Annotated in this window: 19 protein-coding genes and 1 pseudogene; 15 read left to right on the top strand and 5 right to left on the bottom strand. The window is 42.7% G+C overall.

Annotated features, from left to right (window positions below; all coding sequences use genetic code 11):
* Window positions 1–72 precede the first annotated feature (72 nt).
* The 3 genes from ACT3RM_RS02910 (at window position 73) to ACT3RM_RS02900 (ending at window position 2,864) form a co-directional block, all read left to right on the top strand.
* Complete coding sequence (locus ACT3RM_RS02910; RefSeq protein ID WP_441993124.1) at window positions 73–2,022, top strand: RecQ family ATP-dependent DNA helicase; 1,950 nt, start codon at window positions 73–75, stop codon at window positions 2,020–2,022.
* 45 nt (window positions 2,023–2,067) lie between these two features.
* Entirely contained in the window at window positions 2,068–2,394 is a 327-nt protein-coding gene (locus tag ACT3RM_RS02905; protein ID WP_441993122.1) for a YkgJ family cysteine cluster protein, read from the top strand.
* A gap of 89 nt (window positions 2,395–2,483) precedes the next feature.
* Window positions 2,484–2,864 (top strand): VanZ family protein, encoded by a 381-nt coding sequence (locus ACT3RM_RS02900; RefSeq protein WP_441994530.1) that lies wholly within the window; start codon window positions 2,484–2,486, stop codon window positions 2,862–2,864.
* 421 nt (window positions 2,865–3,285) lie between these two features.
* Here the strand turns inward: ACT3RM_RS02900 and ACT3RM_RS02895 are convergent, their stop codons facing one another.
* Both ACT3RM_RS02895 and ACT3RM_RS02890 read right to left on the bottom strand, forming a co-directional pair.
* Entirely contained in the window at window positions 3,286–3,471 is a 186-nt protein-coding gene (locus ACT3RM_RS02895) for a hypothetical protein (protein WP_225740926.1), read from the bottom strand.
* Window positions 3,404–3,613 (bottom strand): FAD:protein FMN transferase, encoded by a 210-nt coding sequence (locus ACT3RM_RS02890; protein ID WP_404821609.1) that lies wholly within the window; start codon window positions 3,611–3,613, stop codon window positions 3,404–3,406. The genes ACT3RM_RS02895 and ACT3RM_RS02890 overlap by 68 nt, the downstream gene beginning before the upstream one ends.
* Before the next feature lie 233 nt (window positions 3,614–3,846).
* Between ACT3RM_RS02890 and tnpA the strand changes: the two genes are divergently transcribed.
* Window positions 3,847–4,278 carry an IS200/IS605 family transposase gene (tnpA, locus tag ACT3RM_RS02885; RefSeq protein ID WP_089369065.1) on the top strand — a complete coding sequence of 144 codons (432 nt, stop codon included), beginning with the start codon at window positions 3,847–3,849 and terminating at the stop codon, window positions 4,276–4,278.
* Between the two features lie 78 nt (window positions 4,279–4,356).
* Here the strand turns inward: tnpA and ACT3RM_RS02880 are convergent.
* Both ACT3RM_RS02880 and ACT3RM_RS02875 read right to left on the bottom strand, forming a co-directional pair.
* Window positions 4,357–4,625, bottom strand: a pseudogene (locus tag ACT3RM_RS02880) (FAD:protein FMN transferase).
* A complete protein-coding gene (locus ACT3RM_RS02875; RefSeq protein WP_192531765.1) occupies window positions 4,622–4,909 on the bottom strand; it encodes an FAD:protein FMN transferase in 288 nt (95 codons plus the stop codon). Before ACT3RM_RS02875 ends, ACT3RM_RS02880 begins: the two are co-directional and overlap by 4 nt.
* Window positions 4,910–5,171: 262 nt before the next feature.
* Between ACT3RM_RS02875 and kdpA the strand changes: the two genes are divergently transcribed.
* From kdpA to corA, 11 genes are all read left to right on the top strand, one after another.
* Window positions 5,172–6,902 (top strand): potassium-transporting ATPase subunit KdpA, encoded by a 1,731-nt coding sequence (kdpA, locus tag ACT3RM_RS02870; RefSeq protein WP_225740925.1) that lies wholly within the window; start codon window positions 5,172–5,174, stop codon window positions 6,900–6,902.
* A 19-nt stretch (window positions 6,903–6,921) separates the two neighbouring features.
* Entirely contained in the window at window positions 6,922–8,922 is a 2,001-nt protein-coding gene (gene kdpB, locus ACT3RM_RS02865) for a potassium-transporting ATPase subunit KdpB (RefSeq protein WP_208619503.1), read from the top strand.
* 2 nt (window positions 8,923–8,924) lie between these two features.
* Window positions 8,925–9,518: a potassium-transporting ATPase subunit KdpC gene (gene kdpC, locus ACT3RM_RS02860; RefSeq protein ID WP_089369068.1), complete on the top strand. Its 594-nt coding sequence runs from the start codon at window positions 8,925–8,927 to the stop codon at window positions 9,516–9,518.
* Between the two features lie 97 nt (window positions 9,519–9,615).
* Window positions 9,616–10,335 (top strand): TorF family putative porin, encoded by a 720-nt coding sequence (locus ACT3RM_RS02855; RefSeq protein ID WP_192531764.1) that lies wholly within the window; start codon window positions 9,616–9,618, stop codon window positions 10,333–10,335.
* Window positions 10,336–10,356: 21 nt separating this feature from the next.
* Window positions 10,357–13,026 carry a sensor histidine kinase gene (locus ACT3RM_RS02850; protein WP_089369070.1) on the top strand — a complete coding sequence of 890 codons (2,670 nt, stop codon included), beginning with the start codon at window positions 10,357–10,359 and terminating at the stop codon, window positions 13,024–13,026.
* A 5-nt stretch (window positions 13,027–13,031) separates the two neighbouring features.
* The gene (locus ACT3RM_RS02845) at window positions 13,032–13,709 is read left to right on the top strand and encodes a response regulator (protein WP_089369071.1); all 678 of its coding nucleotides are present in this window, start codon (window positions 13,032–13,034) and stop codon (window positions 13,707–13,709) included.
* Between the two features lie 325 nt (window positions 13,710–14,034).
* Window positions 14,035–14,835 carry an undecaprenyl-diphosphate phosphatase gene (locus ACT3RM_RS02840; RefSeq protein ID WP_089369072.1) on the top strand — a complete coding sequence of 267 codons (801 nt, stop codon included), beginning with the start codon at window positions 14,035–14,037 and terminating at the stop codon, window positions 14,833–14,835.
* A gap of 9 nt (window positions 14,836–14,844) precedes the next feature.
* Window positions 14,845–15,813: a calcium/sodium antiporter gene (locus ACT3RM_RS02835; protein ID WP_089369073.1), complete on the top strand. Its 969-nt coding sequence runs from the start codon at window positions 14,845–14,847 to the stop codon at window positions 15,811–15,813.
* A gap of 70 nt (window positions 15,814–15,883) precedes the next feature.
* Entirely contained in the window at window positions 15,884–16,735 is an 852-nt protein-coding gene (locus ACT3RM_RS02830) for a mechanosensitive ion channel family protein (RefSeq protein WP_441994531.1), read from the top strand.
* Complete coding sequence (locus ACT3RM_RS02825) at window positions 16,732–17,754, top strand: FAD:protein FMN transferase (protein ID WP_089369075.1); 1,023 nt, start codon at window positions 16,732–16,734, stop codon at window positions 17,752–17,754. Before ACT3RM_RS02830 ends, ACT3RM_RS02825 begins: the two co-directional genes overlap by 4 nt.
* Window positions 17,721–18,710, top strand: a complete 990-nt coding sequence (corA, locus tag ACT3RM_RS02820; RefSeq protein WP_244181082.1) for a magnesium/cobalt transporter CorA — start codon at window positions 17,721–17,723, stop codon at window positions 18,708–18,710. The genes ACT3RM_RS02825 and corA overlap by 34 nt, the downstream gene beginning before the upstream one ends.
* Window positions 18,711–19,231: 521 nt before the next feature.
* Here corA and ACT3RM_RS02815 read toward each other — a convergent pair.
* On the bottom strand, window positions 19,232–20,596 hold the full coding sequence (locus ACT3RM_RS02815) for a TrkH family potassium uptake protein (RefSeq protein ID WP_089369077.1): 1,365 nt from the start codon (window positions 20,594–20,596) through the stop codon (window positions 19,232–19,234).
* Window positions 20,597–20,598 lie beyond the last annotated feature (2 nt).

Below are 20,598 nucleotides of genomic sequence, written 5' to 3'. Positions count from 1 at the left end.
GGTAACATGGCAAAAGCTAAAATCTATGACTATCATTTCCTACGTTAGGGAATTTTTAACACAGGGAATATTATGCACGCCTCATTAATTTCATCACTTGAGCAGCACTTTGGCTTTAGCCAGTTTCGCCAAGGCCAGCAGCAAACCATCGAGCAACTTTTAAATAATCAGTCATCATTGGCAATTTTTCCTACTGGCTCTGGTAAGTCTTTATGTTATCAATTAACTGCGCTGCATTTACCTAATTTAACCTTAGTCGTTTCACCGTTATTAGCGCTAATGAAAGATCAAATTAGTTTTTTAAATAATAAAGGTATTTATGCCGCGAGCCTAGATTCAAGTCAAACCAGCGAGCAAAGCCACGCAGTTATGAGTGATGTACGCAGTGGTAAAGTTAAAATTTTAATGGTGTCAGTTGAGCGTTTTAAAAATGAACGCTTCAGGGAATTTATCAATCAAGTCGCAATTTCTATGTTAGTGGTTGATGAAGCGCACTGTATATCAGAATGGGGACATAACTTTAGGCCTGACTATTTAAAGCTGCCTCGGTATCGTGACGAACTAAAAATCCCATTGGTGCTATTACTAACGGCCACCGCCACTAAAAAAGTAAAACGCGATATGAGCGAACGTTTTGCGATTGCTCCTGAGTGTATTGTGCAAACTGGCTTTTATCGTAGTAACTTAGACTTATCGGTTTTAAGTGTTAAAACTACCGACAAAGCGAATACCCTTGCAAGCCTTGTAAAAGAACAGCAAGGCCCTGGTATCGTATATGTGACTCTACAACATAGTGCAGAGCAAGTCGCTACAGAGCTTAGCCGTCAGGGCTTACAGTCTGTGGCTTATCATGCTGGGCTTGAAGATACTCTGCGCTACAGTATTCAAGATGATTTTATGACGGGTAAAATAAATGTAGTTGTGGCGACTATCGCCTTTGGCATGGGCATTGATAAATCAGATATTCGCTTTGTTATTCACTATGATTTACCCAAATCAATCGAAAATTACAGCCAAGAAATTGGCCGTGCTGGACGTGATGGCAAGCCTTCAAATTGTTATACATTGGCAAACCTTGATGGCTTAAACACCGTTGAGAATTTTGTTTATGGCGACACCCCTGAGCTTAGTGGCATTGAGCATATAATTAATGATATTCGCCAGCACCAAGACGATCATTCAAAAGAAAATCAGCAATGGGAAATGCAAGAGTACAGTTTATCGAGCGACAGCAATATTCGTCAGTTAGCCCTAAAGACCTTATTAGTACAGCTTGAAATGCAAGGCGCAGTGACACCACTTTATGCTTATTACGCAGACTTTAAATATAAGTTTTTAGTCGATAAAAACCAATTGCTTAGTCATTTTGATGAGCCGCGCCAAGGGTTTTTAAATTTAATCTTTAGTCATACTCAATTTAAAAAAATTTGGGGCACTCTCAATTTCGACACACTCACCCAAGCGGCCCAAGTTGATAGAAAACGCGTAGTAGCGGCGCTTGATTATTTGGCGGAAAAAAACTTAATTGCACTTGAAACTAAACGTATCACTCAAGTATATGAAGTGCATAATGAGGTTATTAATAACCCAGATCTCGTTCAGCAATTACACCATTATTTTGTTGAAAAAGAGCAAGCGGAAATTAAACGTATTGCAGCGCTTATTCGCTTTTTTGAACTAAAAAGTTGTTTAAGTTATAACTTAGCGCGCTATTTTGACGATAACCAAGCGCCTGAGCAATGCGGGCATTGCTCAGTGTGCCGAAATCAAGCTGTGACTCTTGAGTATTCATTACAACACAGTTTTGTTGCGGATGCGGTTATTTATGAAAAAGTTGATGAGTTACTTAGTCACTTAGCGAGTAAAGGAATTAACAACATAGGACTTGAAACACAATGTCGTTTTTTGGCGGGCATGAGTGTCCCGTTATTTGCTCGCAATAAAGTACGTCAGTTAAGTGGTTTTGGGTTGTGCGAGCAACAGCGATATAGTGAAATTAAAACAAAATTACTGGCACGTTAAACTCACTCAGGTATCCTAGTGGCTTATTCTTAAAAGTAAGCCACTATGCCTCATATTGTTACCCCCAGCGAAAATATTATTCCTATTAAAACACTCAGCAACACGCCAGAGCCAGTTACCTGCGCTAATTGCCAAGCTTGTTGCTGTCAATTAGAAGTGCGAATAGTGACCGACACTGGTGTGCCATTTCATTATATTGAGTATGATAAATGGGGCAGTGAAGTGATGAAACGCGCAGATGATGGCTGGTGCCAAGCACTCGACCGCAATACCTTAATGTGCTCAATCTACGAAAACCGCCCGTTGGTATGCCGCGAATTCGCAATGGCATCGGACGAGTGCATCACCGAGCGTGACCTTGCAGGGATCTGATGGTTGTTCTCAACAGCATATCACTAAGTTATTGAATCATAATCGCTATTCGGCTATGGTTGGTAACTCAATAAAAACATTAAAAAATCATGCATAAATTAATCACTATTGTGTCAGTTACTTTTCTTGGCTTTATTATATGGGTCATATATCAAGCTAATACGGGGCAACATAGTATTTTCTTTGAGCTTGTTAGAAGTATCCCTTATGGCGATAAAGTAGGGCACTTTTGTTTATTTGGTTTGCTTGCTTTAGGTGCTAATTTTGCGTTTAAGCTAAAATCATATTCAGTATTGTCATGCAATTTGTATATTGGTTCGAGCGTCGTGTTTCTATTCGTTTTATTGGAAGAACTAAGCCAATACTATATACCAAGCAGAACCTTAGACATTACAGATTTGCTTGCCGATATGTTAGGTATCCTCACTTTTAGTTTGATAACCAAGCTGATAAATAAAGGTTCGCGATGACGAGTTTTGTTAGCTTACATTAGTTGATTACTGCAAATGAACAGCTTTTTCCCCTGCATATAAAGCGCTGGTTTGAAGGTTGTTTTGTCGTTAGTTTATAAATGTATTGATAGTTAAATTTTATTCAATTCAATTCTGCCCCATTCGCCAAACTCATATTCACTATGTCGAATCTCAACCACCATGATTAATTTTCGGGTTTTTTCCATAAATTTAAAATGGGTGTCTTCGTAACTTTCTTCTTTATTACATGTTATTTGTGATCGAGGCGATTTATTACTTTGCTCACACTAGTAAGCACTTAGTGGCAAAAAGTGCCGATGGAGAGTTTGCTATGCTCGCCTCGGCAGAATAGGAGCTTGCAGTTTCTAAATAAGCGGCCCTAACGAGCAACGTCATAATTTGCTCGCCACTTTCATTTCTAGGGGTATTGTGGCTGAGTGAGGGTAATGGCGCGGTTATGTTGCAGCGCTGTTGAGCTGTATTCAGTAAAAGTATCCTGATGTTGATCAATAAATAATACCGATAACCCGTATTGCTTAGCAACATCCATACCTGCTGCGGAGCCTAGGCACAATAATGCTGTTGACCATGCATCGATCATCATGAAACACAGTAACCGACACCGTGCTATGCGACACGGGCGCTAAACGACGTGCATCAATAATATGGCTATAACGGTTACCTGCCTGATCATAATAATGCCGATAGGTACCCGAGGTCATAATGGCGAGCGGCTCAGGCTTGATAACGTCAACAATTTTTTGTAGTTGCTGTTGCTGGGGTAATGGCTTATCAATTGCGATACGCTAGTGTCTGCCATCAGGTTTGCTATCTTGGGTTTGTAGTTCACCGCCAATTTCAATCAGGTAATTAAACATTGATAAACCCCCAGCTCAGCTGGGGTGACTCGCATAGGTTTGACCGTGACAACGGTAGGGGTATCTTCTTTGCTCGACCAAAAGTAAAGAGGAAATAACCTATGCGAGACTATAAGAGTTTGTCTCATACTCGTTGGGATTGTAAGTACCATATTGTATTTATCCCCAAAAAGAGACAAAAGTTGATTTATGGAGCGATTAGGAAGCATTTAGGTGAGACGTTTCATGAATTAGCTAAAAGAAAAGGGGTAATAATCGAAGAAGGGCATTTAATGAAAGATCACGTTCATATGTGTCTGAGTATACCCCCAAAATTTGCAGTTTCTAATGTTGTCGGTTATTTGAAAGGAAAAAGCGCAATTTCGATAGCAAAAAACTTTCGAGGGCGACAACGAAATTTTAATGGGGAAAACTTTTGGACTCGAGGTTATTTTGTATCGACAGTTGGTTTAGATGAAAATATGGTTATAGATTATATTCGAAACCAAGAAAAGGATGATGAACACCGAGATCAATTAAAGTTTCAAGTGTAGTTCGCCTTGGGCGTTTTCTTTAGCCCTTTGAGGGCGTAATCAAATAAGCCTCCGGCTTTGCCGGAGGTCAGTTAACTGCTAATACCATAGTTTGGCAATATCCACTAAACGCTGTACTGAATAGCCTTGCGCGATTGATGATAAATCAATACTAACAGCAGGATGGCTTTTGGCAAGTTGCTCAGTTGCGACGATATTAACTGAGTTGAGACCAATATGTGGGGCAAGTTGTGCCCGTTGGGAATTGTAAGCTGTTGATCACGAAACCCCCACAATGAAAAAAGCGGGGCAATGGTTAAATCGTAACAACCTGATGTAGCCTCACTTATTTGTTTTGCGATAGTCACGAGCTGGACAATTTCAGGCCCCACATTGATAGCATCCGTTGTGTGTTGTTGATTAAATTTTCGATAACAGAATCATTACGATAATTAGACATTAAGCTGTCTATACGCTGTAACTCTTGCTCTACTGCCCGCTGAAAAGCTGGTTGACTAATCGGTTGTTCGCTCCAGTAACGAACATGATAAGTCGTGCCTTGCGCCGCGCCTGAAAAAGACTGCACTTGCTCTGTTGGCTGACAGCCCAGTAAACAAACGGCGATAGCTAATAGCATCAGTGTGGTTTTCATTAAAATTCACCTCTTAAATAATGTCGCTAAATTGTAACCTCTACAGCTACTTTTTTGCGCGGCGTTGCATCATTTTTACGAAATCTTTACGCCTTCGGCGACTATCAATCTGGAAAATTTACACCGATCCCACCTATTGTACAGCCTTAAGTTTTCTCACTAAGGAACGTTATGGGCTGGTTATTGTTATTAATACTTGGCGTGTTAAGCGCCATTTTGATTGTTGCCATGTTGGCACCTGAAAAGTTTTAAGGAATCACTGATGGAAGTGCTACTAATATTTACATTAGCTGTGCTGTTAGCATGGCCATTGGGTCGTTACATGACCGGTATATTCTCTGCGGGATCACACTGGAGTGATAAGGTTTTTTTGCCAATAGAAAATGGCATATTTAAACTACTGGGTATTAACCCACGTCATGGCATGACATGGAAAAGTTACGGTATCGCGTTTTTGTTAAGTAATTTAGTGCTCGGTATTATCGCCTATTTACTGTTGCAATTTCAGCATATATTGCCCCTTAACCCTAATGATATCGCGGCATTAGATTGGGACTTGGCGCTGCATACGGCGGTTTCATTTTTAACCAATACAAATCAACAGCACTATTCTGGCCAGGCTCAGCTGAGTTATTTAAGCCAAGGTTTTGTAATTCTTACCTTGCAGTTTGTTACTCCGGCAATGGCACTGGCGGTCTGTGTTGCGGTATTACGCGGCATGTTAGGAGGCCGTAATGCAACAACCGCAAAAGAAGGTGAAGAGCGTAACTTAGGTAATTACTATCAAGATACCGTGCGTGCAGTGCTGAGACTGATGCTGCCACTGGCTGCGATTGTTGCACTTGCGCTAACCAGTCAAGGCGTGCCTTCAAGTTATCAGGCGAGTCCAACGGTGGACGTGGTTGAACAACAACAAACGTTGAGCGAACAAATGATCCCACTAGGGCCGGTTGCGGCTATGGTCTCAATCAAGCAATTAGGCACTAATGGCGGCGGCTGGTTTGGCCCTAACAGTAGTAATCCTTTAGAAAACCCAACCCCAGTCAGTAACGCGATTCAAACCATTGCCTTGGTATTGGTGCCGATGGCGGTGGTGTTTATGGCCGGTGGCCTATTGCGCCGACAAAAATTTACCTTGTTATCGCTTGCGGTCATGGGATTGCTTAGCTTGGCCTTTATTGGTGCCGCTGTTTATAGCGAGCAGCAGCCTAATGCCGCCTTTGCTGGGTTAGCTCAAGAGGCCGGAAATATGGAGGGTAAAGAAGTTCGCCTTGGGACTGACTTATCGGCGCTCTGGGCCACGTTTACGACTCAAACATCTAACGGCTCTGTGAATGCCATGCATGATTCACTTAATCCGATTGCCGGGCTTGTTACCCGCTCGGGGATGTTGATCAATGGTATTTGGGGCGGTATTGGATGTGGTTTTGTGAACTTTCTGGTGTATGTGTGGTTAGCGGTATTTATTGCCGGCTTGATGATTGGCCGCACCCCTGAAATTTTTGGTCGTAAGTTAGAAAAGCGTGAACTCAGTTGGTTAGGCGTGCTCTTAGTGCTGCCAAGTGCAGTGATTTTAACCTTTACTGCGATCACAGTGGCATTTCCTACATTAACAGGCAATAGCAACCCAGGCTTACATGGCGTTGCCCAAGTGTTTTATGAGTACACCTCTGCCTTTGCAAACAATGGTTCTGGTTTTGAAGGACTGGGGGATGACACCACATGGTGGAATCTAAGTTGTGTGGTGGTACTAATCTTAGGCCGTTATGTCCCTTTGGTTATTCCACTACTAATTGCTGGTTCGTTAGCGAAAAAGCGTCAAGTGCCTACCAGTGCCGGTACTTTACCACTGTATAACGTCACTTTTGCTGTCACTTTAATTACAGTGATCCTGATTATTAACTTCCTGTCATTCCTACCGTCTATGGTATTGGGTCCGATTGGTGAAGCTCTTGAGATATCACAGCAAGCCGCTGTGGTGCTAGCGCAATAGCAGTATGCAGGTGAATAAAATGAATAATACATCAAAATTAACACAAGCCAGTTGGCAGGCTTTTGCCAAACTTCATCCTAAACTGGCGGTTAAAAACCCCGTTATGCTAGTCGTGTGGGTGGCCACCCTGTTAGCTATGGTTATGACGGTGCAACAGTTTGTTGCCGGTGACAATATTGCGTTTGCTCTGGCAAGTAGTTTAGTGCTGTTTTTTACTCTATGGTTTGCCAATTTTGCGGAGGCCATTGCCGAAGCTCGAGGACGCGATCAAGCGAGTAGTTTAAAAGCAACGCGTCGAGACTTAACTGCTTTACGGGTTGATGGTAAAACGCAAAGCCAGATTTCTGCAAGTCAATTAAAAGCCGGTGATATAGTTTTGGTTCACAGTGGTGAGCTGATCCCAGCCGACGGTGAAATTGTCACCGGTGTGGCAACTATCAACGAATCGGCATTAACCGGTGAATCAGCGCCGGTACTTCGCGAAGCGGGTACCGATCATTCCGGTGTTATTGCCGGTACTAAAGTGCTAAGTGGCACAATTACAGTGCAAGTAACCGCAGAATCAGGAAACAGCTTTCTTGATAAAATGATCAGCCTAGTTGAAGGCACTAACCGTCAAAAAACACCTAATGAACTCGCCTTAACGGTACTGTTGGCTGCCCTGACTTTAGTGTTTTTAATTGCTGTTGCCACTTTACCGGCAATGGCGGGGTTTGTTGGTATTGAGCTGGATTGGTTAATGTTAATTGCACTGGTGGTGTGTTTAATTCCTACCACTATTGCAGGCTTGTTACCGGCGATTGGGATTGCGGGTATGAACCGTGCTTTGGCTGAAAATGTTATTGCAAAGTCAGGTAAAGCCGTTGAAGTTGCTGGTGATATTGACACCTTACTACTTGATAAAACAGGCACGATTACCTTTGGTGATCGCCAAGCAACAGCGTTTCTACCAGTCTCAGGTGTTGCTGAAAGTGAATTAATTGCTGGTGCACTTTGGAGTTCATTGCAAGATCCCACTCCAGAGGGGAAATCAATTGTTCAGCTTGCTAAGCAAGATGAATACAGCATTCCAACGTTAACTGAGCAAGATGAGTTTACCCCATTCAGTGCGCAAACGCGTCTTTCATCAATACAACTAGCAAGCGGTGAATGCTGGGTAAAAGGGGCAACTGATGCGGTAAAAAATTGGGCGCAACAACGTGACCTCACAGTGCCAAAAAGTTTAGATTCAATCGTCACGCGCGTTGCACAACAAGGTGCGACCCCTTTGGTGGTTGCCAGCGAGAAAGGAATTTTAGGGGTTATTCAACTGTCTGATGTGATCAAACCTGGTGTTGCCGAGCGCTTTGCTGAGTTAAGAGCATTGGGCGTACGTACTGTCATGATCACCGGTGATAACCCTATCACGGCTGGTGCAATTGCGGCCGCGGCAGGGGTGGATGACTTTGTGGCTGAGGCAAAACCTGAAGATAAACTTGAGCTGATCCGCAAAGAGCAAGCACAAGGTCGACTCGTAGCTATGGTGGGCGATGGCACGAATGATGCGCCTGCACTGGCGCAAGCAGATGTGGGTTTAGCCATGAATTCAGGCACGCAAGCTGCGAAAGAGGCGGGTAACATGGTGGATTTAGATTCCGATCCCACTAAATTACTTGCTGTTGTTGCGGTGGGTAAACAAATGTTGATCACCCGTGGCGCATTAACCACCTTCTCATTAGCAAACGATGTAGCAAAATACTTTGTGATTGTACCTGCGGTGTTCGCCAGTGCAATGCCAAGCATCAATGCGTTAAACATTATGCAGTTACCCGATCCGAAAATGGCTGTGTTGTCGGCTCTGATATTTAATGCAGTGATTATTCCAGCCCTAATTCCACTGGCATTAAAAGGTGTGAAAATTAAGCCTATCAGCGCAGAAAAGCTGCTACGCAACAATATGTTGATCTTTGGTCTGGGCGGGATTGCGCTGCCGTTTATCGCCATTAAAGTGATTGACCTACTACTTAACGGAGTATTTTAACCATGAATAGATTACATCATAGTTCTGGACAGGCACCGTGGCGTCCTGCAATCGGCTTGGCTGTTAGTATGTTGGTGATTTGCGGCGGCTTTTATGCGGCGATTATAACTGGCCTTGGCGGTCTGTTATTTCCCACTCAAGCAACAGGCAGTTTAGTGATGGTTGAAGGAAAAGCAATGGGATCGGCGTTAGTCTCCCAGCCATTTACGAGTACCGTGTATTTTCATGGCAGACCAAGCAGCGCTGATAATGACCCTATGGCAACGGGGGGCAGTAATTTAGCGCCATCAAACCCTGAGTTACGCGATAGAGTAGCGCAGCAAAGCGCTGCACTGGCTTCGACTTATCAACTTGAGCCTGAACAGTTACCGGTCGATTTGCTGGCCAGCTCTGGTTCGGGCGTAGACCCTCACATTAGCCCAGCCGCTGCGGCGTTACAGGTGGAGCGTGTAGCGCAAGCTCGGGGGATCAGCACAGAGCAAGTATCGCAATTGGTTGCGCAATATAACGAGCCTGCACAATGGGGCATTTTTGGTCAGCCTCGGGTTAATGTGCTGCTATTAAATTTAGCACTTGATAACAATTACCCTCTATAAATTAATTAGTTAGTCGATTGTGATGCGGGACAATCGACTGCCGCTCTCGTCTTAGTACAGAACGGTTTCTCTCCCGCTTTTTTATAGGAAAACAATAATGCGTTTTATACTTTCTTTAGTAACGGCTACAACCGTAATGACCAGCGCTGGCGTCGTGGCGGCCCCTTTCAGTAGTGAAGGCTCTGTAACCTTAGCATCTAATTATTATTTTCGTGGTATTTCGCAAACTGAGCAGGGGCCTGCAATTCAAGGTAGCGTGAGTATTAATCATCAGGATGGTTGGTACGCCAGTGCTTGGGGGTCAAATATTCGCTTTGGTGAAGGCAGTATGGAACTGGATTTATCACTGGGTCGTAATTGGGCTTTAGATGAAAACTGGGCTTTAGATATGGGGCTAGTACAGTATCGATATCCAGAAGGTGATAATGAGACTACAGGCTATAACTACATGGAAGGTTACGCTAAGTTAAACTATCAAGATTGGCAACTTGGTTTAGCACTAAGCGATAGTTATTTTGGTAACGATGTGGGCAAATTTTGGTATTTATCGCTTGATTGGCAACAAACATTAACCAGTGAGCTACAGCTAAATTGGCATTTAGGGTACAATCAATTCGATAATGATCAAGAGTTTAAAACTTTTTTAGGCTCGCCAGTGATGGATGGCTCAGGGTATACTGATTGGGGGCTGACGCTGTCGACTGAGCAACTAGGGCTAACTTGGTCAGTTGGCTATGTTGGCAATTCAATTGCCAGTGATGCCTGCGCTGATATATGCGATAACCGTTTGCTATTAAGTGCAGCAAAAAGTTTTTAATTCCACTGAAAAGGAACTGTCGTGGCCGTTGATCCTCGTAACCAAAAAGCCGATGCGCTACTAAAAATCTTGCAACAACATCAAGGTGGGCAACTAAAAATTTTTATTGGTGCCGCCCCTGGCGTTGGAAAAACCTGTGCTATGCTTAATGCGGCCAGAGAATATATGCAACAAGGCGCGTCGGTAAAAATAGGTTTGATTGAAACCCACGGCAGAGCCGAGACGCAACGTTTACTCGAGGGCTTTGATATTTTACCTCGACGTGAAATTAGTTATCACGATCAACAACTGAGTGAATTTGATCTAGATGCCGCATTGGCAGCCAAACCGCAACTGATTTTGGTCGATGAACTCGCTCATACCAATATTCCCGGTAGTCGCCATAAAAGGCGCTATCAAGATATCGCCGAATTGCTGGAAGCGGGCATTGATGTGTATACCACGATGAATGTGCAGCATATTGCCAGCCTCAACGATTTGGTATTACAGATCAGTGGTGTTAGGGTTAAAGAAACCGTACCTGATCAGTTTATTGACCGCGCTCAGCAACTGGTGTTCGTCGATTTAGCTCCTAATCATTTATTGGACCGCCTAGCCCAAGGGCAAGTGTATCTTGGCGACTATGCCGAACAAGCGATACAGCAATTTTTTCAATTAGAAACGTTAACCGCACTGCGTGAAATGGCGATGAAGCGGGTGATCGGGCATGTTGACGATCAACTAAAAAATGAACAAGAAGCCAAAGCGCGCAGTAACGATTATTTAATTCAAGATAAGGTGTTGGTGTTGATCTCGAATCGCCGTGATCATGAACACCTTATTCGTATTGGCCGACAAATGGCAGAAAAACGCCACACACCTTGGATTGTGGTGTGGGTGGACACTGGAAAAATACATAACCAGCTTGAGCAAAAACGATTGCAATCGGCTTTTGCATTGGCAAAAGAGCTGGGAGCAGAAACCGATACATTACGTGGTCCCTCCAGCATACAAACTATTTTACCCTATATTAGTGAACATAGGATCAATACCGTGTTAGTGGGCGCGGGCACTAAGCGGCGCTTGCAACCATGGCGTAAACCTTTATATCAACAATTAATCAATAGCGGTTTACCGATAGAAGTGTCGGTTTGGCAAGCCAGTAAACGCCAGCACAAGTACGTAACAGAAGCCGCTCCGTCACTGGCATTTGGCCAAAAAATGGGCTATTTGTTTGGTTCACTTTTGGTTGCTGTAGCCAGCGCGGTTGCACTTGCATTATCAAGTTGGTTGCAAAGTGGTAACTTAGTACTGGTGTATGTATTAGCTGTGGTATTTTGTGGCTTAAAATACGGCGCGCGGCCTGCGATTTTTACCGCTTTATTGTCATTTCTAAGTTTTAACTTTTTTCTTACCGATCCGTATTACACCTTTTTCGTTAATAAAAATGATGATATTGCCACCTTACTGTTTTTATTTGTGATTGGTGTTGTGTGTGGGCCTGCGGCATCGCGTATTCGTCAACAGTTCTTATTATTAAAAGAGGCGAATCGTTATACTGAGCTGCAACGTGATTTTGCTCAGCAATTAACGGTGATCAATCAAGCCGATGAATTGTGCCTAACCTTGGCTGGGCAGTTACAGCAAGCACTGGACTGCCCAGCTCATGTGGTGGTTTTTGAGCATCATCAGCAACAGATCAGCCCTCGTTTAGGGCAGCCTTTACAGTCACTTGATCAAGCTATGGTTGATTGGTGTTATGCCCACAATCAAATGGCTGGTCGTTTTAGCGATACCTTAAATGCCAGTGATTGGACGGCATTTCCAATACAAGCTGATAATAAATCGATTGCAGTACTATTGCTAAAGTTTGCCAAAGAGCAGCAGGTGTTCACAGAGCAAGATAACAATTTGATCCGTACCTTTGTACAGCAAATGGTTAATGTGTGGCAACGTATTCATCTTAATAATGAGCTTGAAGCATCGACTCGCAAAGCGGAAATGGAACAGCTTCGTTCGGCATTATTAGCCTCAGTATCCCATGATTTACGTTCACCTTTGTCTGCCATGATGGGCTCGGCAGAAAGCTTAAAAGTACTCGATAAACAGCTATCAGCGCAAGACAGAGTGGATTTACTTGAAACCATCATACATGAAAGCCGACGTCTTGATCGTTACATTGAAAACTTGCTCGATATGACCCGCTTAGGTCATGGTACCTTAAAATTAGAGCGCGATTGGGTGCCTGTGGCTGATATTATTGGCAGTGCTAAACTGCGCTTAAAATATTTATTTCCTGATATTGAAGTGGACTATCAAGAGCAAAAAAACTTGCCTTTGCTGTATGCTCATGCGGCTTTGTTAGAGCAAGGCATTTTTAATATTTTGGAAAACGCAGCAAAATACAGCCCAATTGATGAGCCGGTGATCATTACTGCGAATCAGGATGGCCGACTGTGTCGCATTGAAATCGAAGATCATGGCCCTGGTATTGCTGAAGAATTACAAGAAAAAGTATTTGATATGTTTTACGTGGTCGCCGATGGTGATAGTAAACGGCACAATACCGGTATGGGCTTAGCCATTTGCCGTGGTATGATTGCGGCTCATGGCGGTAAGGTTAAGGCTGATACAGCCCGCTCTGGCAGTGGTTCGCGTTTTATTATTGAACTGCCCTTACCCGATCCCCAAGACATCCCAGTAAGAGGTTAACCTGCGTGTCGGCACATATTTTAGTTGTAGATGACGAATTTCAGATCCGTAAAATGTTGCGAATTGCACTGAAAAGTGTCGGTTATGAGGTCTGTGAAGCTGAATCAGTGAGTACTGGGTTGGCAGCAGCTGTTCGCCAACAACCAGATTTAGTTATTTTGGATTTAGGCTTGCCAGATGGCGATGGCTTAGCGCTATTAGCCGAAATTCGCAGTTTTTCGAGTGTGCCGGTGATTGTGTTATCAGTGCGCAGTGCAGATCTCGATAAAATCAAAGCCCTTGATATTGGCGCGCAAGATTATGTTACTAAACCGTTTAGCGTGGAAGAGTTATTAGCTCGGGTGAGAGCCCAGCTGCGAGACCGATTTCCAGATAAAACCGCCTCTGTACTTGATGATGGTCATTTAAAAATTGATTTAGCGCGGCGTTTAGTGACCTGTAACGGCAAATTAGTAGAACTGACTCCAAAAGAATATGCGGTGCTTGCCAAGCTTGCTCAACATCGACAATGTGTTATTACCCAAAAACAGCTGTTAGAACATATTTGGGGGCCAAGTCATGCACAAAATACCCATTATTTACGTATTGTGGTTAGTCATATTCGCCATAAAATAGGCGATGATCCAACCACGCCACGTTATTTGATCACCGAAGCGGGTATCGGCTATCGCTTAATGTTGTAAAGTTGTGTGTTCTATAGCAAGTCAAAGATGAGCCAACATACTGCGTGCAGATTCAATACTTATTACTAAGTTGTAAATAAGTATAAATGATTATACCATATATCTCTAACCTTAGGGGAGTAGTCTCTCAGCTCTACTGAGATAATCGTCAACAGTCCCCGAACAGCAGTTCGTGGCGGTTATGTCCAAATTGGATTGACAAGACTTAAGGCAAGTGTCGCTCTCGGGGTGGAGGGTTTCGCTTGTCTTTGTTCTTGCCGCCCCAAGGAACTGTTCATGAAGATATTCAAAAGCCAATGCGTACGCCCTAATACAGGGGATATGCATGGATTCTATTAATGCTATTTTACTTGGCATCGTTCAAGGTATTACAGAATTTTTACCGATTTCTAGTTCTGCTCATTTGATTTTGGCACCCTTGTTCGCTGGATGGCAAGACCAAGGCGTAGCATTTGATCTTGCAGTACATGTTGGAACGTTGTTTGCTGTACTGCTTTATTTTAGAAAAGATGTTAAAGAATTAACCCGAGATGGATTGTTGTCGTTACAACATCGTCAATGTGTTGGACAGGGAAAACTCGCGTTTTTTATAATGGTTGCAACCATTCCCGCTGTATTAGCTGGGTTATTGTTGATGGATCTTATCGATAATCAACTGCGCTCAGTAGCTATTATTTTTGCCACTACATTGTTCTTTGGTCTTTTATTGGGATGGGCTGATTGGAAACCCAATAAACAGCGTCAGTTAGACGATTTGAAATTCAAAGATGTGCTTTTTATCGGCGTCGCGCAAGCGGTTGCGCTCATTCCTGGCACATCACGCTCTGGGGCTACCATTACCATGGCTTTATTGCTGGGACTAAGCAGAGAAGCCTCGTCTCGCTTCTCCTTTTTGTTAGCAATACCCATAACTGCGCTCGCCTCTGCCGCAAAACTGATAGATGTCGCTCAGTCAAACGCAAGTGTTGACTGGCTGGCTTTCCTTATTGGGGGCATTACATCATTTTTGATGGCATTAACAGCAATTCACTTTTTCTTAAAATGGTTAAATCAGTTCGGTATGTGGCCCTATGTCATATATCGCATCCTCTTAGCTGGCCTAATTTACTTTTTCTTTTTAACGTAAGGTAACACTATGACACTCGCGATTTTAGCCATTTTAGGTGGCTTTATTTTATTGGTTTGGAGCGCTGACCGCTTTGTTGATGGTGCGGCCGCGACTGCAAAATATGCTGGCATGCCGTCACTGCTAATTGGAATGGTCATTGTTGGTTTCGGTACGTCTGCGCCTGAAATGGTGGTCTCTGCCATGGCGGCCATTGATGGCAATCCTGATTTGGCCCTTGGTAATGCGCTGGGTTCAAATATTGTTAATACCGGATTGATACTGGGTATTACCGCCATTATTACGCCAATTTTAGTGCAGTCAAAAATAGTCAGAAAAGAAATCCCATTATTATTACTGATAAGTTTAGCGCTGGGTTATTTTCTTTGGGATGGCGCGTTAACTCGTGTTGAATCAATCCTTCTTTTGGTAGGTTTTTTTACCTTAATTGGCTGGAGCATATACTCTGCCATGAAAGGCAAAGGAGACATATTAGAAGGCGAAATGGACCAAGAACTGGCAGAACACGCCATGCCGATAAAAAAGGCGGTTTTTTGGCTAGTACTTGGGCTGGTATTACTGATAGTGAGTTCGCGAGTACTTGTCTGGGGAGCGGTTAGTATTGCAGAAGCACTGGGTGTGAGTGATTTAATTATCGGTTTAACAATTGTCGCATTGGGCACCTCGCTACCTGAATTAGCCGCATCCATCATTGCGGTTAGAAAAGGTGAGCATGACATCGCTATTGGCAATGTGGTGGGGTCGAACATGTTTAACTTACTGGCAGTAACCGGTATTGCCGGAGTCATATCACCCATGACTAATTTGTCTTCTGATGTGCTATCTCGCGACTGGTTGGTTATGATGGGCTTGACACTCGCGTTACTATTCATGGCGTATGGCTTTCGTGGCGCTGGACGGATTAACCGATTTGAAGGTGCGGGCTTGTTGGTCGCATTTTGTGCTTACAATGTCTGGTTAGTTTCGTCTGTTATTTGATAACGACATTTAAAAATTAAGAAATTTGCATTTGAATTCGCTTCAAATGCATATAAAGAAAGAGATATATATGAAAGATTCACTTATTCAATTTTGGCAAAGTCATTCTGAGACAATAATAGCACTCGGTTATAATTTAATTTTAGCGATTGTTATTTTGGTGGCTAGCTCATTGATAGCAAGAGCAGTACGTAAGGCGATTCAAAACACTAACTCTAAGTTGAATAAAGTCGACGCGACCCTGATACCAATCTTTTCAGTGGTTGCCAGTTATGCGGTATATGTCATTGGTGGTGTATTTATTTTAGACATCTTTGGTGTAAATACTGCCAGCCTTATCGCTTTAGTTGGTGCGGCAGGTTTGGCAGTTGGTCTTGCGCTTAAAGATACACTCAGCAACATCGCTGCTGGGATCATGCTTTTGATATTACGACCTTTTAAAACTGGCGATTTTATCGAGTTTGGTTCAACTCAAGGGACAGTAAAAGAAATCAGTTTATTCACTACAGTGCTTGAAACCATAGATGGCTTGTATATTGCTTCACCCAATAGCGTTTTGTGGGGAAATAACATTAAAAACTTTACTCGCAATGGTAAACGCCGCATGGATATTGTTGTGGGTATTTCCTATTCAGACTCGATAGATGACGGGTTTAAAATATTGCAGGCTGTAGCAGCAAATGAATCAAGATTGATGACTGAACCAGCGCCTCAAGTCATGGTTGCATCCATGGCCGATAGCGCAGTAAATATTCAGCTTAGAGCATGGGCAACAAATGAAAACTATTGGTCTGCTTATTGGGATTTGAATAAACAAGTAAAAGAAGCCGTTGAAGCGGCTGGTCTAACGATCCCTTTTCCACAACGCACACTGCACGTTGTGTCTGAGCAACGTTTATCTACTGTAAAGGATAAGTCATGAAGCGATTAACTTTGGTGGTGTTAATCAGCTTAATGCTTGGCTTGGTGGCGTGCTCTAAGCCTGTTGAGGTAAAAATGTTAAGTGGCGCTGCACAAGGCACCACTTGGCATGTTTCAGTGTGGAGCAACTCCGCAATTGATACCGAAAGATTACAGGAAGAGATAGAAGCTGAGTTCCTGCGAATTGATAAAATGATGTCGAATTACCATTCAGACTCAGTCATTGAGCAGTTTAATCGCAGTGAAAACCCTCAAGCTATTGAAGTTGGGGAAGAAATTGTCAGCTTGGTTAACATTGCTCGACAAGTGAGTCAGGCAACCAATGGCTGCTATGACTTGACCGTTAAGCCGCTCTTTGATTTGTGGGGGTTTAGCAAAGATGTATTTAATGCCCCCTCTGAAACAGACATCCAAAATGCCATAAAAAAAATTGGCCTAAGTTATCTTACTTCACCAACACAAACCAGCCTGTTAAAAAAACAGCCAGAATTAAGTGTTGATCTATCCTCGATAGCACAAGGTTATAGTGTGTCGCGTATTGCAAAGGTAGTTGAGAGCGCTGGAATAACCGATTACCTAGTTGAAATAGGTGGTGAGATGCAAACTCGCGGGCACAAACCAGATGACTCGTTCTGGCGCATTGCGATAGAACGCCCCTTACCTGGCGATAGGGTTGTTCAAAAAGTGATTGATATTAAGCAGGATGATTCAATTGCTATTATGACGTCAGGCACTTACCGACACTACTTCGATGAACAAGGCAAGCGCTTTAGTCATGTTTTGGATGCACGAACAGGCAAACCGGTTACTCACTCTACCTTATCTGTTACTGTACTTCATGACGACCCCACGCAAGCAGATGCGTGGTCAACAGCCCTACTGTGTCTCGGTGAAAGTGACGCTATACGAGTCGCTAACGAACATGGCGTTGCCGCTTTTATTGTGAGGGAAGAGAAGGGTTCGCTAATCGAGAGCAGCAGTAATGCGTGGAATACGATGAAAAATATAGGGGTAAACTGATGTTAAGACTATTCTCAATTCATCAGAATGTTATTCAGGAAATTGAACATGATGCTGAAAATCTATCTAGTGTCATAAATGGCGCGCAATGGATTGATGTTCATGAGCCTAATGAATTTGATCGTTCGTTATTGATGGAGCTATTGCATACAGAGCTTCCTGAATCCAACGATATTGAAGAGATTGAAGCATCAGCACGCTGTTTTGTTGATAAATCCGGTATTCATATCCATTCGTTGTTTATGACGCAGTCTGAGGGACGTCATCAGACGGTAAGTGTTGCGTGTATTTTACAGAAAGAACGATTGATCACGATCCGCGATGGCGATATTGCAGACTTTCGTTTGCTGAGAATGCGAGCGCGTCGTGGGCAAGTGGAGTCCCGTTCGCCGCAAGACTTGCTAGTGACATTATTGGAACAAAAAGTTGAGAATCACGCTGACTCGCTGGAAGACTTACATCGAGAGTTAGAGGCCGTAAGCTATTTAGTATTGGAAGATGAGACATCCGAACTGGAAGACGCAATAGGAAAGCTGGCTAGACTGGAAGACACAAATGGTAAAATCCGTCTGTGTTTAATGGATACACAACGAGATATCTCATTTTTACTCAGGCACTTGACTGTTCAATCGTCAGAACAGGAAACGCTTAGAGAAATCATGCGGGATATTGAGACCTTGATGTCACATACCACCTTTTTATTCGATAAAATCAATTTTTTGATGGATTCAACACAAGGTTTTATCAATATAGAACAAAATAAAATTATAAAGATTTTTTCTATTGCAGCCGTCGTGTTTTTGCCTCCAACGCTTATCGCTAGTATGTATGGGATGAATTTTGAATTTATGCCAGAGCTTAAGTGGGCATTCGGTTATCCATGGGCTATTGGGTTAATGATTGCTGCGGGTTTTTCACCTTACTTGTATTTTAAACGCAAGGGGTGGCTTAAATAATGGAATTGTGAATAGTAAATAAGCTGGCTCAGCTTCTTAGTCCAAGATGGCCATAAACACTGGCCAATTTCTTGTGATTAGTTCGTTTGACGTCAAACTAATTTTATTTTGCAAAACTTGAAGCAGTGGCGTTTTCCCCAGTGTGGTTTGCAGAAAACGCTTGTTTTTCTCCTGCGAACTTTCCACCATAACGGCGCAACAATTCAAAACAGCCCAAGCAAAGTGAATATTAATATGCTTTATATTCATGATTTTTTGTTCTGAAAATAATGTCTAAATGAACTGACCGATACACAAGACTTCAACAACTAATAGGGCGCTTTTTATGATAACAATAAAAATACCTGGCGGGACAACTAAGATTATAACAGACAACGTTGCTAGCCCTTTTTATTAACAATGTATTACAACCCTTGTCCTAAAATTATTTTTTCGTCTTTGTGATATTTTATTTTAAACGGGTATTGTTTGGTATTTGGACAACTCGGGTAATTTGATAAGGCTAATTACCCGAGTTTTAGTTAACCAATAGAGAGTTGCGCGCTTGGGTACCTTAGTTTTTTACTACGTGGACTTGCTAAAAAATAGGCGATTGTTAGCGGACCTATTCTGCCCATAAACATTAAAAACATAATGATAAATTCACCTATTGGTGACAGCGAACCTGTTAAACCTCGAGATAAGCCAACAGTGCCTATTGCTGATACCGCTTCGAATGCAATATCAATAAAAGGTGCATCTTCGACTAACAATAAAACGAAAATAGCAAGCCAGGTAACTCCTGCAGAAATAATAGTTAAAGCTAATGCTTTATACACAGATTCTTTGTCTATTTCTCGGCGTAACACAGTGATCCCTTTATCACGTCTGAGGTAGCTATAGGTTGCTAATATTAAAACAATAAACGTAACGACCTTTATGCCACTTGCGGTACTCAAAGAGCCGCCACCAATAAACATAAGCATCATAGTTAAAGCGGTGCTGGCATTTTTTAATTCTTCAATAGCAATGGTATTGAATCCCGCAGTACGGGGAGTGACAGCTTGAAACCAAGCAGCTAACCATTTACCTACTTCAGACAGTGGTTGCAGTGTTTTTGGATTATCGTATTCAATCGCGTAAATAAGCAATAATGCAATAACGTTAATAATAACTGTGCTGATCAACATTAATTTACTGTAAGTACATAGTTTTGCCCAACGTTTCGATTTATATAAGTCCATTAATACGGTAAAGCCTAAACCACCAATTATAAACAAACCAGTTATAGTAAGGTTAATCACAGGGTCGGCCACATATGCCATTAAACTGTTTGGGCTCAATGCAAAGCCAGCATTATTAAAAGCACTAATAGTATAAAATACTGCATGCGCAAATGCTTTTAGCCAGCCCATTTCTTGGCCCCAATATAAGGTTAAAATGGTAATACCAAGGCTTTCTACTAGCAGTGAAAATAATAAAACTGACTTAGCAGTGCTGACCAAAGTAGAAGTATCGGTTTGATTATAAGCCGCTTTAGTAATAGTTTTTTGCATAAATCCGACTTTGTTACCAAGTGCTATCAGTGTGACCACAGCAAACGTCATCAGTCCTAAACCACCGAGTTGAATCAATAGTGCAATAACACCTTGCCCAAAGGCGGTAAACGCAGAGCCGGTATCCACAACAACCAACCCGGTTACAGTAACAGCAGACGTTGCCGTGAATAAACTTTGTTCCCAAGAAATAGGAATATGTGCAGCAAAAGGGAGTTTAAGTAATATTGCACCCAGCAATATTAAAAAAATAAAACCAGTGCTTAATATAACCGGAGGTGCGGCGTTTAATTTTTTATTTCCTCTTGGCTTTCGCTCAATTGGAGTTTGTAGGGGATGCCACTGAACCATAG

It is taken from the genome of Pseudoalteromonas sp. AOP7-A1-14 (assembly GCF_052376275.1).
In the GTDB taxonomy this organism is placed as follows: domain Bacteria; phylum Pseudomonadota; class Gammaproteobacteria; order Enterobacterales; family Alteromonadaceae; genus Pseudoalteromonas.
This window is presented reverse-complemented; position numbering and strand designations above follow the sequence as displayed.

Excerpts from the sequence above, each read along its gene's own strand:
- ACT3RM_RS02910 (WP_441993124.1), top strand. The coding sequence starts at position 73 with ATGCACGCCTCATTAATTTCATCACTTGAGCAGCACTTTGGCTTTAGC.
- ACT3RM_RS02840 (WP_089369072.1), top strand. The coding sequence starts at position 14,035 with ATGGATTCTATTAATGCTATTTTACTTGGCATCGTTCAAGGTATTACA.
- tnpA (WP_089369065.1), top strand. The coding sequence starts at position 3,847 with ATGCGAGACTATAAGAGTTTGTCTCATACTCGTTGGGATTGTAAGTAC.
- ACT3RM_RS02895 (WP_225740926.1), bottom strand. The coding sequence starts at position 3,471 with ATGATGATCGATGCATGGTCAACAGCATTATTGTGCCTAGGCTCCGCA.
- ACT3RM_RS02900 (WP_441994530.1), top strand. The coding sequence starts at position 2,484 with ATGCATAAATTAATCACTATTGTGTCAGTTACTTTTCTTGGCTTTATT.
- kdpA (WP_225740925.1), top strand. The coding sequence starts at position 5,172 with ATGGAAGTGCTACTAATATTTACATTAGCTGTGCTGTTAGCATGGCCA.
- kdpB (WP_208619503.1), top strand. The coding sequence starts at position 6,922 with ATGAATAATACATCAAAATTAACACAAGCCAGTTGGCAGGCTTTTGCC.
- ACT3RM_RS02905 (WP_441993122.1), top strand. The coding sequence starts at position 2,068 with ATGCCTCATATTGTTACCCCCAGCGAAAATATTATTCCTATTAAAACA.
- ACT3RM_RS02875 (WP_192531765.1), bottom strand. The coding sequence starts at position 4,909 with ATGAAAACCACACTGATGCTATTAGCTATCGCCGTTTGTTTACTGGGC.
- kdpC (WP_089369068.1), top strand. The coding sequence starts at position 8,925 with ATGAATAGATTACATCATAGTTCTGGACAGGCACCGTGGCGTCCTGCA.
- ACT3RM_RS02835 (WP_089369073.1), top strand. The coding sequence starts at position 14,845 with ATGACACTCGCGATTTTAGCCATTTTAGGTGGCTTTATTTTATTGGTT.
- ACT3RM_RS02830 (WP_441994531.1), top strand. The coding sequence starts at position 15,884 with ATGAAAGATTCACTTATTCAATTTTGGCAAAGTCATTCTGAGACAATA.
- ACT3RM_RS02855 (WP_192531764.1), top strand. The coding sequence starts at position 9,616 with ATGCGTTTTATACTTTCTTTAGTAACGGCTACAACCGTAATGACCAGC.
- ACT3RM_RS02815 (WP_089369077.1), bottom strand. The coding sequence starts at position 20,596 with ATGGTTCAGTGGCATCCCCTACAAACTCCAATTGAGCGAAAGCCAAGA.
- ACT3RM_RS02825 (WP_089369075.1), top strand. The coding sequence starts at position 16,732 with ATGAAGCGATTAACTTTGGTGGTGTTAATCAGCTTAATGCTTGGCTTG.